Genomic DNA, 16,295 nt, shown 5'->3' with positions numbered 1-16,295 from the left:
CCCCCGGCGCTCCTCCCCCGGCGCCCCTCCGCGAGATGCCACTCCGGTACGCCCCGCCCGGCGCGCCGCGTACCGGAGTGGCATCTCGCGGTGGCCGCCCGCGGTGCTCCTCCGGGCCCCGTCCTTCCCAATGGTGACGTCAACATGTACCGTGGCGCTCGAGCGTGTTCACGTGAACGCGCATCTCTTCTCACCGCCGAAAGAGAGACAGCATCAATGTCGATGTCCGTTAGACGACTGGCCGCGCTCGCCACGAGCGCCGCACTGGCCGCCGGGGCGGTGCTCGCCCTGCCCACGGCGGCAGCCCCCGCCGAGGCCGCGGACGGGGTCCGCATCACCCCCAATCCCGCCTACTCCGGCGAGGCGTACGAGGGCTGGGGCACCAGCCTCGTCTGGTTCGCCAACGCCACCGGGAACTACCCCGAGGCCCTCCGCGAGGACCTGTACCAGAAGGTGTTCGGCGAGGACGGCCTCGACCTGAACATCGCCCGCTACAACATCGGCGGCGGCAACGCCTCCGACGTGAAGGACTACCTCCGCCCCGGCGGCGCGGTCGAGGGCTGGTGGGCGGAGAACCCCACCGGCGACGCGTCCGTCTACGGCGGCACCTCCACGAACCTCGCCGACCGCGACGCGCTGCTGGCGAAGTGGGACCCCTCCGACCCCGCCTCCTACGACTTCACTGCCGACGAGACTCAGCGCTGGTGGGTCGAGAAGCTCGCCGCCGAGCAGCAGATCACGCACTGGGAGTCGTTCGCCAACTCCGCCCCCTACTTCATGACCGAGAGCGGCTACGTCTCGGGCGGCTTCAGCGCGACGGCCGAGCAGCTCAAGCCCGCCGCCGAGGCGAAGTTCGCCGAGTACCTCGCCACCGTCACCGAGCGGATGGAGGACGAGTACGGCATCGAGTTCGACACCCTCGACCCGTTCAACGAGCCGAACACGAACTACTGGGGCACCACCCTCACCAACGGCGTCCCCACCGGCGGCCGCCAGGAGGGCATGCACATGGGCCCCGCCGCCCAGGTGAGCCTGCTCCCCGACGTCGCCGCCGCGCTGGCCGCCTCGGACTCCGACGCCGGCATCGCCGCGATGGACGAGACCAACCCCAGCATCTTCAAGACGAACTGGGCCGCGTACCCGCAGTCCGCCCGCGATCTCGTCGACCGGATGAACGTCCACACCTACGGCACCGGTGACCGCCTCGCGGTCCGCGACCTCGCCAAGCAGGCCGACAAGGACCTGTGGATGAGCGAGATCGAGGGCAACTGGGTGCAGGGCTGGAACCCCACCAGCATCGAGAACGGCCTCGGCATCGCCGGCCGCATCACCGACGACCTCCGCGAGCTCGAGCCGAAGGCGTGGGTGCTCTGGCAGCCGGTCGAGGACTACTACAACATGGAGAAGGCTCCGCCCCGGGGCGAGAACCTCAACTGGGGATCCGTCTTCATCGACCTCGACTGCAAGCCGTACCAGGAGGGCGGGGCCGAGGTCTGGAAGTCGGTGCGCCGCGTCGCGGACGCCGGCGGCGACTCCACCAAGGCGCCCGTCTGCGGCGTCGAGACGAACTCGAAGTTCAACACCATCCGCAACTTCACCAAGTTCATCCACGAGGGCGACCACCTGATCGCCGTCGACGACGCCGCCAGCACCGCCGCCACCCGCGCGGACGGCTCGGGCGCCACCGTCGTGCACACCAACACCGGCACGGCCGAGCGCACGATCACCCTCGACCTCTCGCGCTTCGGCACGATCGCCGAGGGCGCGTCGGTCACCCCCTACGTCACGACCCAGGCCGCCTCGGCCGCTGCCCCCACGGGCAACGCGCTCGTCGGGAAGGCCCCCGTCGTGATCGACCGCGAGGCGCGCACCGCGACCGTGACGGTGCCCGCGAAGTCGGTCACCACGTTCTCGATCGACGGCGTCTCCGGAGTCGCTGACACGGCCTCCGCGTTCCGCGACGGCCACGACTACCAGCTGGTCGGCACGCAGAGCGGCAAAGCGCTCACGGCGACGACCTCGTCGACCGCGATCACCGCGCTCGCGACCGACTCCGCCACCGCCGCCAAGCAGACCTGGACCGCGCACGAGGTGCCGGCCGGCGAGCGCGAGGCCACCCGCCGGGTCGTCCTCGAGAACGGCGACGGTCGCGTGCTCGGAGCGACCAGCGCCGGCACCGACCTGCGCAGCGTCTCCGTCGACTCCGCGAAGGGCACCGCCGCGACCCGCTGGATCGTGAGCACCACCGACGGCGCCCGGTACACGCTCGTGAACGAGGCGCTCGCGCTCTCGCTCGACGTCAACGGCCAGTCGACCACCGAGAACACCACGGTGGGCGTCTACGGCTCCAACGGCGGAGCGAACCAGTCGTGGCAGCTGCGCGACCTCGCCCCGCTCGCCGCCCAGACGGTCCCGGTGCGCACCACGGTCGGCGTCGCGCCGACGCTGCCCGCCTCCGTGACTCCGCAGTACCAGTGGGGCGCGGGCGCTCCCGTCGCGGTGACCTGGCAGCAGCCGGCGTCCTCCGCCTGGGGCACCGCCGGCCGCGTCGAGGTGCCCGGCACCGCGACCGACCTGTACGGGCAGTCGATCCCGGTCACCGCGCTCGTCGACGTGGGCGGCCTCACCGCGACCGACCCCGTGTCGGTGACCGTCGCGAGCGGAGCCTCCACCAGCGCCGTCCGCGCCGCCGCTCCCACGACCGTCCCGGCTCGCGTCGGGGCCTCGACCAGCACGTTCGCCGTGCCGGTCGCCTGGGACTGGACGCCGCTGACCACCGCCTCGCTCGCGCAGACCGGCTCGGTCCGCATCACGGGCACCGCGACCGCCGACGGAGCGACGCTGCCCGCCACCCTCACGGTGCTGGTCACCGCGGGGACGCTGCGCAACTTCGCCCCCGACGCCGGCATCACCGCCACCGCGTCCTCGTCCGAGTCGGGCTACGGCCCCGAGCGCACCCGCAACGGCGTGCTCGGCGACAAGGGCTGGTCGAACTGGGTCTCGTCGAACAAGGCGACGCAGAGCACGCTGACCTACACCTTCCCGGCGGCGAAGCAGGTCGAGAAGGCGAGCGTGCAGTTCTACCGGGACGGCACGAACAGCTGGGCGCAGTCGATCCAGCTGCAGGCCCGCGGCACCGACGGCACGTGGACCTCGGTCCCCGGCTGGGAGACGGCGCAGCCCGTCGCCTCGCCCGCCGACGGCACCGCGCCGACCTACTCGGCGACGTTCGCCCCGATCACCGCGACCGGCTTCCGCGTCGTGATGAACGCCTACGCGAACACGCACATGATCGTGTCGGAGGTGCAGCTGTTCGACGCGACGGCCTCCCCCGCCGCGGTGAGCACCCTCGGCGCCCTGCGCGTCGACGGCGTCGGCGTGGCCGGGTTCGATCCGGCCCGCACCGAGTACGCGGTCGTCGTCGAGGGCACGCGGATGCCCGTGCTCGGCGCGGTCGCGACCGACTCGGCCGCGAAGGTGCGCGTCACCCAGCCCACCACCGCGAACGGCGGAGTCGGCACGGTCGCCGTGACGTCCGCCGACGGGTCGAGCACCACCACGACCCGGGTGAGCGTCGAGCTGCGGCCGCCCGCCGCGCTCGCCGTGACGGTGACGGCGTCGACCCGCTGCATCGGCGGCAAGGTGACGCTGACCGCGACCGGGCGGAACGACTCCGCGGTGCCGGTCGGCATGACCGTCGCCTCGGCGTTCGGCTCGAAGCAGTTCACCGGAGTCGCCCCCGGCAAGTCCGCGACCGCCGCGTTCTCGACCCGCGCGGCCTCGGTCGCCGCGGGCGAGGTGTCGGTCACCGCGACGGGCACGGTCGACGGGAAGGCCGTGACCACGGTCGTCACGGCGCCGTACACGGCCCGCGCCTGCTGACCTCCCGTCCGCTCCCCTCGTGACCGCCTCCGCCCCTCGGGCCGGGGGCGGTCACGTCGTCTCGGCGCCCTCCTCTTGCTGGTCGAGCAGCCGCGGAGCGGCGTATCGAGACCCACCCACGCCCGGAGAACGGGGATCTCGATACGCCCGCTGCGCGGGCTACTCGATCAACAGGGAGCTGCACAACCTCAGCCAAGAGCCCGCGTCAGCCACCATCGCCGCTGAGCCGCACTCCCAGCTGACGTTCTGCACCCCACCGCCCGGCCACCCGCCCGCTCTGCTGGTCGAGTAGCCCCGAAGGGGCGTATCGAGACCCACCCTCGCCCGGACGACGCGGATCTCGATACGCCCGCTACGCGGGCTACTCGATCAGCAAGAGGCGCCGGGCGGCCCGTCATCGAGCAGGGGCGCGTCGCTCGCTCCGCGAGTCGCCGCGAGTCGGGTTGCCCGCGTCCGCCGGCCCCCGCTTCGCGTCCACTCGTCGCCGCCGCAAGTCGCGACTCGACCCGTGACGGGCCCCGCGCGCACTGCGGCCCCCGCTTCGCGTCCACTCGTCGCGCTCCTGCGCCCTCGTCCCGGCCTCGCCGGTACGTCAGCACACGGGCCCAGCCGCCCGGCCTGCTGGTCGAGTAGCCCCGACGGGGCGTATCGAGACCCCCACTCCCGGAGGACGCGGATCTCGAGACGCCCGCTGCGCGGGCTACTCGATCAGCAATGCGCGGAGGCCCGGTCAGCGGGAGCCCGAGGTCAGTGCCCGGTCGGCGCCGGCTCGCCCTTGCGGCGCAGCGCCGAGATGCCGGTGACGATCGCGACCACGATCGCTCCGAGCACGAGGCCGAAGATCATCGAGACGAACGTGTCGGCCAGCCACACCACGACCGGCCCGGCCGCCTCGACGGCGTGCGTCACGACGTGCACGAGGTCGTACGGCAGGTGCCAGAACGTCTCGGCGAGGTTCGAGATCACGAGGTGCCCGCCGACCCAGAGCATCGCGAGCGTGCCGATGATGCTGATGACCCGGAACACGACCGGCATCGACGCGACGATGCGCGCACCCGCACGGCGCACCCCGCGCGAGGAGTTCTTCATCATCCCCAGGCCCACGTCGTCGATCTTGACCAGCAGCGCCACGGCGCCGTAGACCAGCGCGGTCATGCCGAGGCCGACGAACGCGAGCGCGCCCAGCGTCAGTCCGAAGCCGAAGTCGGGGTCGAGCCCGTCGAGCGCGATCAGCATGATCTCGGTGCTCAGGATGAGGTCGGTGCGGATCGCGCCGAACACCAGCTTCTTCTCGTCCCGCGCCTCGGTCTCGGCTGTCGCGTGGTGCAGTCCGAACCACTCCGCCACCTTCTCGGCGCCCTCGAAGCAGAGGAACGTGCCTCCGATGATCAGCAGGAACGGCAGCACCGCGGGCGCGAAGGCCGACAGCAGCAGCGCCAGCGGGATGATGATGACGAACTTGTTGAACAGGCTGCCCAGCGAGATCTTCCACACCACGGGCAGCTCGCGCGCCGGCGTCAGACCCTGGACGTACTGCGGAGTGACCGCCGCGTCGTCGATGACGACTCCCGCGGTCTTCGCGCTGGCTTTCAGGGCGGCGGTGAGGATGTCATCGACCACCGCGAGCAGACCGACCGACATGTTCTTCTCCCGTATCGTCTCGCCCGGCCGCTCGACCGGGACGACGTCCACAGTACCGACGCGCACACCGCCGGGCGGGGTCGCGCCGAGGGGGGTGCGTTCCGGGCGGATCCGTGCGCGGCGCCGCTGCGCGTGGTTCGCTGGAGCATGAGATCCGATCGGCCGATCCCCGGCGACCCCTGGCCGCACGACATGGCGATCCGCGTCGAGGAGTCCTCGGCGGTGCTGCTCGAGCTCCTGTGGGTCCGCGAGCGGTTCGGACTGGCGCCGGCCGGCGACGACCTGCCTCCGCTGCTCGTCGATCCTCCGTCGCCGATCACGGATCCCGACCGGATCCTGCATCAGGACGCCTGGGCCGGGCTCTGGCGGGGTGCCCTCGAGCACGCCGCAGCCGGTCAGGATCCGACCCTGTTCGACCGGCTGATCGTGACGGAGGACGGGTCGGTGGAGCGCGCCGACCTCCTCGCGCGGCTGATCGGCCCGCGCTGGGGCGACCGCTTCGGGACGGACGGGCTCGGCGAGTCCTTCGAGCAGTGGAGGGCCGAGCAGCTGCCGGAGATGCCGACCGCTCTCGAGGACCACCCCGAGCGACGCGACCTGGACGCCCTGGTCCCGGCCTGGCGGGCGGGCCTCACGACGATCGTCACCGTGCCGTGCCGCGGGGAGTGGTCGCGCCGGATCGGCCGATCGGCCCTGCTCACGACGGCTGCGACCCGCGCCGACAGCGCCTCGTTCCGCCGCGCCCTCGGTCTCTTCGTCCGATCCGCCGGCTGAGTCGCCCCGAGCGGCTCGCAGCACGCCGGAGGAGCGAGCCCTTCCCGGAGACTCGAACCCGTCAGGCCGGGGCCGGCCCCGTGCTGGCCCGCACGACGAGGCCCGTCGGGACGAGCACCGCTCCGGTGCGCTCGCCCGTCTCGAGCTCGTGCAGCAGCATCTCGACGGAGTGGCGGCCGGTGTCGGCGAACGACTGCTGCACCGTGGTGAGCGGCGGCCAGAAGCTCGCCGACTCCTCCATGTCGTCGAAGCCGACGACGCTGACCTCGCCGGGGACGGCGCGGCCGGCCTCGTGCAGCGCGCGCAGCACGCCGAGCGCCATCTGGTCGTTCGCGGCGAAGATCGCGGTCACCGACGGGTCGGCGGCCAGCTCGGCACCCAGGCGGTGGCCGGAGGTGCTCGACCAGTCGCCGACGAGGACCTCGGGCACCCCGGCGCCCCGGGAGCGCAGGGTCGCCTCCCACGCCTCGCGGCGCCGCTCGGCGGAGTAGGAGCGGGGCGGCCCGGCGATGTGGTGGACCGTGCGGTGACCGAGGTCGAGCAGGTGCTCGACGGCCTGGCGCGCTCCCGACACCTGGTCGGTGTCGATGACCGCGTGGGTGTCGTCGCCGGCGGAGTCGACCACGACGACCGGCAGATCGGGCGGCAGCACGATGTCGGCCTCGTCGAGCAGGTGCGCCTCGACGATGATGATGACGCCGTCGACAGCCTCCTCGCTCAGGCGGTGGAAGGCCACCGAGACCTCGCCCTGCGTCGGGTGCGGCACGGGGATGAGGGTGATCGAGTAGCCGGCGTCGGCCGCTGCGACGGCGATCGCGTCGAGGGTGCGCATGTTGCCGAACGAGGACAGCGTGAACATGATCACGCCGATGCTGTGGAACCGGCCGGTGCGCAGGGCGCGGGCGGCGCTGTTGGGGCGGTAGCCGACCTGCCGCATGGCCTGCAGGACGCGCTCCCGGGTCTCGCCGTCGACGTTGCTCCGCCCGTTCGACACCCGCGAGACGGTCTGACCGGAGACCTTCGCGAGGCGGGCGACGTCGGCCATCGAGGGACCGCGGCGCCGCGGAGCCGCGCTGGTGGTCGGAGTCGCGTCGGCAGCCATGGTCCCTCGTTTATAGCGCGTGCCCGAACCTGATCGCGCCGAGCAGGGCCCCCCGTGCGGGAAACCACCGTGATCCGATCGATATCGGAGGTGTTGACGTGAACATGGTACGGTGGGTCTCGCCGTGTTGACGTCAACACGAGAAGACACCCTTGAAACGGAAACCCCAGATGACGACGACGTCTCCACCCGTCCCTCTGCGCGAGGTCGACCCCCCGGTTCCGCCCCTCAAGCAGGCCCCCCGCGTCCGCGCGAAGAGCGAGTGGAAGGGGCTCGCTTTCGTGGCGCCCTTCCTGGTCGTGTTCCTGCTCGTGTTCATCGCGCCGGTGATCTACTCGGTCTACCTCAGCCTGTTCCGCGAGCAGCTCGTCGGAGGCACCGCCTTCGTCGGGTTCGACAACTACCTGACGCTGTTCGGGGACCCGAACTTCTGGGAGGGCTTCGTCCGCGTCGTCCTGTTCCTGGCGGTCCAGGTCCCGGTGATGCTGGTCCTCGCCCTCGTCGCGGCGCTCGCGATCGACAGCGGCCGGCTGCACGCGACCGGCTTCTTCCGCATCGTGGTGTTCCTCCCCTACGCGGTCCCCGCCGTCGTCGCCGTGCTGATGTGGGGCTTCATCTACGGCGACAACTTCGGCCTCGCGGCCAACGTCAACGACCTGCTCGGCTCCGATGTCGTCGCTCCGTTCTCGCGCGACTGGATCCTCGTCTCGATCGGCAACATCGTGACCTGGGAGTTCGTGGGCTACAACATGCTGATCTTCTACTCCGCGCTGAAGACGATCCCCGGCGAGCTCTACGAGGCCGCCGAGATCGACGGCGCCGGGCCGATGCGCGTGATCCGCTCGATCAAGCTGCCCGCCCTGCGCGGCGCGATCGTCATCGCCACGATCTTCTCGATCATCGGCAGCTTCCAGCTGTTCAACGAGCCCAACATCCTCCGGACGCTGGCGCCGAACATCATCACCACCTACTTCACCCCGAACATGTACGCCTACAACCTGTCCTTCGCGGGTCAGCAGTACAACGCGTCGGCCACGGTCGCGATCGTGATGGGAGTGATCACCGCGGTGATCGCCTACGTGGTCCAGCTCCGCGGCGCGCGCAAGGAGAACTGATGGCCGTCACGACCGCCCCCACCGCTCCCCGTTCGACGCGGCCCCGCCGCGCTCCCCGCCGCGGATCGTCCGTCCAGCCGAAGAAGTCGATCGCCTTCACCCTGCTGATGTCGGTGTTCATCCTCTACAGCCTCGTACCGCTGGCCTGGCTGGTGATCAACGCGACCAAGACGCAGGCCGGACTGCTCTCGAGCTTCGGACTCTGGTTCGACGGCGACTTCGTCCTCTTCCAGAACATCGCCGAGACGCTCACCTACCGCGACGGCATCTTCCTCCGCTGGCTCGGCAACACCCTCCTCTACGTCGTCGTCGGCGCGGGAGGAGCGACGCTGCTCGCCACGCTCGCCGGCTACGGCCTCGCGAAGTTCCGCTTCGCCGGCCGCAAGGCGGTCTTCGCGGTGGTCCTCGGAGCGATCGCCGTGCCGGGCACCGCCCTGGCCGTCCCGACGTTCCTCATGTTCAGCCAGCTCGGCCTCACCAACACCCCGTGGGCGATCATCATCCCCTCGCTGATCAGCCCCTTCGGGCTGTACCTGGTCTGGGTGTACGCGGTCGAGTCGGTGCCCACCGAGCTGCTCGAGGCGGCGCGGATGGACGGAGCGGGCGAATTCCGCACCTTCTTCACGATCTCCATCCGGCTCCTCGCCCCGGGCATCGTGACCGTGCTGCTCTTCTCGGTCGTCGCCACCTGGAACAACTACTTCCTGCCGCTGATCATGCTGAGCGACCCCTCCTGGTACCCGCTCACCGTGGGTCTGAACCAGTGGAACGCCCAGGCCACCGGCGTCAGCGCGCAGCCGATCTACAACCTGGTGATCACGGGCTCGCTGCTCACGATCATCCCCATCGTCGTCGCCTTCCTCGGACTCCAGCGCTTCTGGCAGTCCGGCCTGAGCGCCGGCAGCGTCAAGGGCTGACGCCCTCGACCTCCCCCCCGCACCGGAGCACCCGCGCCGGTCGCCACCACCCGCAGCACGAAGAAGTGAAGGGACCCCCCCTATGAAGTTCACGAGCTCCGCCCTCCGGCGGACCCTGACCGTGGCCGCCGCGGCCGCCCTCGCCGCCGGCTCCCTGGCCGCCTGCTCCTCCCCCTCCGCCGGTGGCGGAGCGAGCACCGGCGGCAGCGCCGCCGACCTCGACGCCGCCCTCGAGGCGGGCGGGAAGCTCACCTACTGGAGCTGGACCCCCAGCGCCGAGGCGCAGGTCGCCGCGTTCGAGGAGGCGTACCCCGACGTCGACGTCGAGCTGGTCAACGCCGGCACGAACACCGACGAGTACACCAAGCTCCAGAACGCGATCAAGGCCGGCTCGGGCGCCCCCGACGTCGTGCAGATCGAGTACTACGCCATGCCGCAGTTCGCCCTGTCGGACTCGCTCCTGGACCTCTCGCAGTACGGCCTCGGCGACCTGGAGGACAAGTTCAGCGCCTCCACGTGGGGCAGCGTGAACGTCGACGGCAAGCTCGTCGGCCTCCCCCAGGACTCGGGCCCCATGGCCATGTTCTACAACAAGACGGTCTTCGACCAGTACGGCATCGCCGTCCCGACCACCTGGGACGAGTACGTCGCCGCGGCCGAGAAGCTGCACACCGCCGACCCCTCGAAGTACATCACCGCCGACACCGGCGACGCGGGCTTCGCGACCAGCATGATCTGGCAGGCCGGCGGACAGCCGTTCCAGTTCGAGGGCGAGGACATCACCGTCGACGTCGCGGACGAGGGCACCAAGAAGTGGACCGGAGTCTGGAACCAGCTCGTCGAGAAGGGCCTGCTCTCGGACACCCCCGGCTGGGGAGACGAGTGGTACAAGGGCCTGGGTGACGGCTCGATCGCCTCGCTGATCACCGGCGCCTGGATGCCCGGCGTGCTCGAGTCCAGCGTCACGGACGCGGCCGGCGACTGGGCCGTCGCGCCCATCCCGACCTACGACGGCACCCCCGTCAGCGCCGAGAACGGCGGAGGCGGCCAGTCGGTCACCTCGCAGAGCGAGAACCCGGCCCTCGCGGCCGCGTTCCTGCGCTGGCTGAACAGCGACCCGGCCTCGGTCGACGTCTTCCTCGAGAGCGGCGGATTCCCGTCGACCACCGCCGACCTGACCGACGCCGAGTTCGTCGGAGCCGAGTCCGAGTACTTCGGCGGCCAGAAGATCAACGAGGTGCTGACGCAGGCCTCCGAGGACGTGCGTCCGGGCTGGTCGTACCTGCCCTACCAGGTCTACGCGAACAGCGTCTTCGGCGACACCGTCGGACAGGCCTACGCGAACGGCACCAGCCTCGACGACGGCCTCGCAGACTGGCAGAGCAAGCTCGTGCAGTACGGCAACGAGCAGGGCTTCACGGTCTTTGAGTAGATCGCAGGGCCTGTTGAACAGGAGATCGCCGTCGCGAGCACGGCCTGGTCGTGCGAGCTGCAAGGAGGAAGCCGAAGGTCGATGCGGGCATCGACCGAGGATTCCGCCGCAGATCGTGCGATCAGGCCGAGCGGAGCACGCGAGATCGTGTTCAACAGGCCCGCCCCAGGGAGGCCGGCCGGATCGCTCCGGCCGGCCTCCTCGCGTACCACCCGCTTCTCCTGATCCGAGGGATGATCATGACCACCGCACCCGAGAGCCGCTTCGCCATCGGCGCCACCGACTTCGAGCTCGACGGGCGGCCGCACCGGATCCTGTCCGGCGCGCTGCACTACTTCCGGGTGCACCCGGACCTCTGGGCCGACCGCATCCGCAAGGCGAGGCTGATGGGCCTGAACACGATCGAGACCTACGTCGCATGGAACGCGCACGAGCCGGTCCGCGGCTCCTTCCGCGCCGACGGCGGCCTCGACCTCGGCCGCTTCCTCGACCTCGTGGCGGCCGAGGGCATGCACGCGATCGTGCGCCCCGGCCCCTACATCTGCGCGGAGTGGGACAACGGCGGGCTCCCGGCCTGGCTGTTCCGCGACCCCGAGGTGGGCGTGCGCCGATGGGAGCCGCACTACGTGGCCGCGGTCAGCGACTACCTCCGCGAGGTCTACGCGATCGTCGCTCCGCGCCAGATCGACGCCGGCGGCCCGGTCGTCCTCGTGCAGATCGAGAACGAGTACGGCGCCTACGGCTCCGACAAGGAGTACCTCGCCGAGCTCGTCCGGGTGACCCGCGACGCCGGCATCACCGTGCCGCTCACGACCATCGACCAGCCGACGCCGCAGATGCTCGCCGACGGCAGCCTGCCCGGGCTCCACCTCACCGGCTCGTTCGGCTCGCGGACCCCGGAGCGCCTCGCGACGCTGCGCGAGTTCCAGCCCACCGGCCCGCTGATGTGCATGGAGTTCTGGTGCGGCTGGTTCGACGACTGGGGCACCCAGCACCACACGACGGACGCGGCCGCCTCGGCCCGCGAGCTCGACGCGCTGCTGGCGGTGGGCGGCTCCGTCAACGTCTACATGTTCCACGGCGGCACCAACTTCGGCCTGACCAGCGGAGCGAACGACAAGGGCCGCTACGCGGCGATCACCACCAGCTACGACTACGACGCGCCACTGGACGAGGCCGGGCATCCGACCGAGAAGTTCTGGGCGTTCCGCGAGGTCATCGCGCGCTACGCGCCGGTTCCGGAGGCGTCGCCCGCGCCGCGCACGCCGTCGCCCGCGCTGACGGCGCCGCTGGTGCCGGGGCCCGCCCTGCTGGGCCTGGACGCGTTCGGCGCGGTCGCCGAGCTCCAGGGCATGGCATCGTTCGACGAACTGGGCCACGACGACGGCTTCGTGCTGTTCGAGACCGAGCTCGCCGGCTCCGATTCCCCCGCCCGCCTGGTCGTCGGCGAGGAGGTGCGCGACCGCGCCTGGGTGCTGCTGGACGGCGTGCCCGTCGGCGTGCTGGCGCGCGACCACCACGAGCGCGCGCTGACGCTGCCGCGCGGCCGCGGATCCCTGGCGATCCTGGTCGAGAACCAGGGGCGCGTGAACTACGGAGTGCGCATCGGCGAGCACAAGGGCCTGATCGGCGGCGTCGCGCTCGACGGCGCCGAGCTGACCGGATGGACGGCCCGGCCGCTGGACCTGTCGCGGGTCCCGTCGCTCGCCGTCGCCACCGGAGCCTTCGCGGCCGGGCCGTCGCTCGCCTCCGGATCGGTCGAGCTCGACGAGCCGGCCGACCTCTTCCTCGACACGCTGCACTGGGGCAAGGGCCTGGTCTGGGTGAACGGGTTCCTGCTCGGCCGCTACTGGCGCCGGGGACCGCAGCGCACGCTGATCGTGCCGTCGCCGGTCACCCGCGCCGGGCGGAACGAGGTCGTGGTGCTCGAGCTGGAGGGGCTCGCCGAGCCCGAGATCCGGCTGCTCGCCGCCGCCGACCTCGGGCACACCGAGGTCTGACGCTCCCGCCGAGGCCGGGTGACCGCGTGCTGCGGGCACCCGGCCTCCGTCGTTCGCGCGGGAAGATCCCGGCACCCTGAAGGGGGCCGCATCGGGAGGACATCCGCCCGTCGCGGCGCGGATGTTCACGGTAACGTGCGGGCGACCCTTCAGCGGAGAAGGTCCGCGGCAGGTGCTCCCCGCACCCCCGCGGCCGCTCGGGGCGCGACCTCCTCGGAAGGACCTCATGCGACGCCAGGCCCTGCTCCCCGGTGCACTCACCGGACTCCTCCTGCTCTCCGGCCTCGCCGCCGGAGGGCCCGCCTCGGCGGCGCCGGCCGCCACGGCGCCGACCGCCACCGTTCCGTCTCCCGCTCGCGCTCCCGCGCCCGACCGCCCGGTCGCGGCTCCGGACGCCGAGCCAACCCTCGTCGAGCCGGAGGCCGACGCCACCTCCCAGCAGGCAGCGCTCGCCCTCGACGCCGACTTCGTGGGAGTCGAGATCCCCGCCCGCGCCGAGGTGCAGACCCACCGCGTGACGATCGCGCTCGTCGCTCCGCAGGGCACGACGCCCGGCGCGTTCACGACGGCCGACGCCGTGCGCTCCCTCGAGCTCGTCGACGACTTCTACGCGCGGGAGACGGGCGGTGCGATCCGCTTCGAGCTCGAGCGCGTGATCGACTGGCAGGTGGTCGACGAGCCGATCGGCTGCACGAACACGGGCGGTCTGCAGGACTGGATCAGCCGGACGAACGGCTGGCAGCCCGGCCCCGCCCGGCACCTGGTCGCGATGGTGCCCGAGGGCGACCCGTGCCCGAACTGGGCCAACGGCGAGCAGCCGGGCGATCCCGACGACGGCGGACGCACCTTCCAGCCGGGCCCCGACGCGTACTTCCTCGCGCACGAGCTCGGCCACAACCTCTCGCTGCCGCACGCGTACAGCGTGCACTGCGGCACGACCCGCGACTACTCCGCTCCGCTGCCGGCCGACTGCCGCCGCGAGGAGTACGGCAACCGGACCGACGTGATGGGCGACTCCTGGTCGTTCCTGCCCCTCTCTGCTCCGTCGCTCGCACGGCTGGGGACGCTGCCGAACACCCGTCAGCCGGTCTGCGGCGCTCCCCGCACCGCGACGATCGACACGCTCGGGGCCGGAGTCGCCGCGCAGCGCGCGCTGACGTGGACCGACCCGCAGGACGCGTCGATCCGCTACTGGGCGCAGTACAACGACCGGGCGGACACGACGTCGGACGGCGGGGCGTACAGCAGCCCCTTCCAGGTGCGCCGCGACGTCTCGGGCGTGCAGATCCTGAGGTCGAATCCCGGCCAGCCGTACGCCGGCGACCTGCTCGAGCGCCCCGGTGACGCGAGCGAGGCGAACGAGTTCGTCCTGGCCGGCGAGACCGCGACCCTCAACTCCGGCATGTCGGTGCGGGTCGACCGGATCGACGCGGTGACGCGTCGCGCGACCGTCACGGTGACCGTGCCCTGCACCCAGTACGTCGGCGACATCGCTCCGCTCGCCTCCTCGACCACCGCCTCGTACAGCTCGCCGTGGACCTCGGTCGGTGCCGCCGTGGACGGCGACACCGGCACGATCTGGGGCACCTGGCCGCGGGTCGGCGAGCAGTCGCTGGAGCTGCAGTGGCCCTCCGCCGTCACCGTCGACAGCGCCTCGGTGCGCTTCGCGAGCGACGCGGCAGACGCCGACGGGCGCGGCCTGATCCCCGCGCGGTCGTGGCGCGTCGAGCACCTCGTCGGCGGCACCTGGACCCCCGTGAGCGGAGCGGCGCCCGGGCGGGCGCGCGACGTGCTGAACACGGCGTCGTTCGCTCCGGTGACCACGACGGCTCTGCGCCTGGTCTTCACGGCCTGGGGCGCGGCCGAGTACGGCGGATCGACGGGCGTCGCCGAGCTCGCCGTGAACGGCGTGGCGGTCGCCGCGTCGCTCGAGGCGCGCGGGGCGGCGTCCAGCGTGCCCGCCTCGACGACGCGCGATCTCGCGCAGTCCGTCGTGGTGCGCGACGCGTCGGGACGCGCCCTGGCGGGCCGCAGCGTGGGCTTCGCGCTCACCGGGCCGGCGACGTTCGAGAGCGGAGCGACGACCGCCGCGGTGCTCTCGGGCGCGGACGGCACCGCCGCCCTGCCCCGGATCCGCACCGGCTCCTCCTCCGGGACCGTGGCGATCACGGCGCGCGCCGACGCGGCCACGGCCAGGCTCGCCGGGGCGACCGTCACCGCCGGCGCCTCCCTCACCGCGAAGGCGACGACCCGACTGGTCTCGGGGCGCGTCGTCCTCACGGCGACGGCGACCAACACGGGGCCGGCTCCGGCCGACATCACCGTCGTGACCGCCTACGGATCCGCGACCGCCCTCGCGGTCGCGCCGGGGGCCACGGTGTCGAAGGCGTTCCGCACGGGGAAGACGTCGATCCCGGCGGGGACGGCCTCGTTCACGGCCGTCTCGGGATCGTCTCGGGCGAGCGTCTCCGCTCCCTACCCCGCTACCTGATCGGCGGCCGCTCGTCGAGCCTCCGACCCGGCGCGGACCGGGTCGGGGGCAGCTGTTAGCGTCGGAGGGTCCGTCCGGCCTCCCGCCGCGGCGGAGGGGGACGGGGACACGATGACGCGCACGAGGACGGCCGGAGCCTGGGCGGCGGCGGCACTGCTGCTCGCCCTCACGGGATGCACGGGAGGCGGCGAGCCCGCGGCCACGTCGGAGGCGGTCCCGCAGCTGAGCGAGGACGAGCTGGCGGCGGTCCTCACCGGCATCCAGTTCGTGCCGGACCAGTACGACGGCACGCAGGAGATGCTCGACTCGATCTACCCGGGGCTCACCGCCACCGATGCGAGCTGCCTCGCTCCGTTCGGGCTCGGCTGGGACGAGGACGAGACGCTCGACGACTCCGAGGTCGAGTTCGGCACGAGCAACGACCGCTCGATGACGTCGGTCGTGGCGAGCACGGGCGACGCCGACGTCGCCTCCTCGCTGGTCGCCGACGCGGAGGACGCGCTCGAGCGCTGCGCCGACGGCTCCGACCTGTTCGCCCTGCAGGGCGAGCCGGTGCGGACGACGGTGGAGCAGACGGAGCCGGCGCTGACCGGGACGGACGACGCGGTCGGCTGGACGGTCACGGGCGACGTGGGCGGCAGCCCCTTCACGCTGGTGGGCATCACGGCGCGGGTCGGCGGCGACGTCGTCGCGCTGGTGGGCTGGGACCCGGCGACGAACGAGTCGTACGTGCCGCAGGCCACGCAGATGTTCGTCGACGAGCTGTAGGGGCGGCTCGACTCCTCAGAAGTCGTCGTACTCGAGCGCCCAGTACGACGACTTCTGGACACTCGCGCTCCGGCGCGCGGCTCCCCGCGGGGGCGGTGCGCTCGACTCCTCGAGAGTTGTCGTACTCGAGGCCGAGCACGACAACATCTGCGGAGTGGCGATGCGTGCGACGA

10 protein-coding genes are annotated in these 16,295 nt (G+C 72.0%); 8 read left to right on the top strand and 2 right to left on the bottom strand.

All coding sequences use genetic code 11. From position 1 onward, the window contains the following. Positions 1-222 precede the first annotated feature (222 nt). Positions 223-3,882: an RICIN domain-containing protein gene (locus NB037_RS07425; RefSeq protein WP_251944701.1), complete on the top strand. Its 3,660-nt coding sequence runs from the start codon at positions 223-225 to the stop codon at positions 3,880-3,882. 747 nt (positions 3,883-4,629) lie between these two features. On the opposite strand, the gene NB037_RS07420 is transcribed toward NB037_RS07425, so the two are convergent. Continuing rightward, the gene (locus NB037_RS07420; RefSeq protein WP_251944699.1) at positions 4,630-5,523 is read right to left on the bottom strand and encodes a DUF808 domain-containing protein; all 894 of its coding nucleotides are present in this window, start codon (positions 5,521-5,523) and stop codon (positions 4,630-4,632) included. Positions 5,524-5,670: 147 nt separating this feature from the next. On the opposite strand from NB037_RS07420, the gene NB037_RS07415 reads away from it, so the two are divergent. Next, positions 5,671-6,297 carry a hypothetical protein gene (locus tag NB037_RS07415; RefSeq protein ID WP_251944697.1) on the top strand — a complete coding sequence of 209 codons (627 nt, stop codon included), beginning with the start codon at positions 5,671-5,673 and terminating at the stop codon, positions 6,295-6,297. Between the two features lie 61 nt (positions 6,298-6,358). On the opposite strand, the gene NB037_RS07410 is transcribed toward NB037_RS07415, so the two are convergent. Beyond that, complete coding sequence (locus NB037_RS07410; protein ID WP_251944695.1) at positions 6,359-7,399, bottom strand: LacI family DNA-binding transcriptional regulator; 1,041 nt, start codon at positions 7,397-7,399, stop codon at positions 6,359-6,361. 170 nt (positions 7,400-7,569) lie between these two features. Here NB037_RS07410 and NB037_RS07405 point away from each other — a divergent pair, with 170 nt between their 5' ends. From NB037_RS07405 to NB037_RS07380, 6 genes are all read left to right on the top strand, one after another. Further along, positions 7,570-8,514: a carbohydrate ABC transporter permease gene (locus NB037_RS07405; protein WP_251944711.1), complete on the top strand. Its 945-nt coding sequence runs from the start codon at positions 7,570-7,572 to the stop codon at positions 8,512-8,514. A 107-nt stretch (positions 8,515-8,621) separates the two neighbouring features. Continuing rightward, positions 8,622-9,431 carry a carbohydrate ABC transporter permease gene (locus tag NB037_RS07400; RefSeq protein ID WP_251944709.1) on the top strand — a complete coding sequence of 270 codons (810 nt, stop codon included), beginning with the start codon at positions 8,622-8,624 and terminating at the stop codon, positions 9,429-9,431. A gap of 82 nt (positions 9,432-9,513) precedes the next feature. Further along, entirely contained in the window at positions 9,514-10,863 is a 1,350-nt protein-coding gene (locus tag NB037_RS07395) for an ABC transporter substrate-binding protein (protein ID WP_251944693.1), read from the top strand. A 233-nt stretch (positions 10,864-11,096) separates the two neighbouring features. Then, on the top strand, positions 11,097-12,863 hold the full coding sequence (locus NB037_RS07390) for a glycoside hydrolase family 35 protein (RefSeq protein ID WP_372490715.1): 1,767 nt from the start codon (positions 11,097-11,099) through the stop codon (positions 12,861-12,863). Positions 12,864-13,089: 226 nt separating this feature from the next. Then, positions 13,090-15,354, top strand: a complete 2,265-nt coding sequence (locus NB037_RS07385) for a discoidin/SUN/FTP domain-containing protein (RefSeq protein WP_251944689.1) — start codon at positions 13,090-13,092, stop codon at positions 15,352-15,354. 111 nt (positions 15,355-15,465) lie between these two features. Further along, the gene (locus NB037_RS07380) at positions 15,466-16,122 is read left to right on the top strand and encodes a hypothetical protein (RefSeq protein WP_251944687.1); all 657 of its coding nucleotides are present in this window, start codon (positions 15,466-15,468) and stop codon (positions 16,120-16,122) included. The last annotated feature ends 173 nt before the right edge of the window (positions 16,123-16,295 follow it).

It is taken from the genome of Rathayibacter rubneri (assembly GCF_023743255.1).
GTDB classification, from domain to species: domain Bacteria; phylum Actinomycetota; class Actinomycetes; order Actinomycetales; family Microbacteriaceae; genus Rathayibacter; species Rathayibacter rubneri.
The sequence above is the reverse complement of the archived record's forward strand: the minus strand, read 5'-3'. Positions and strand labels throughout refer to the sequence as shown.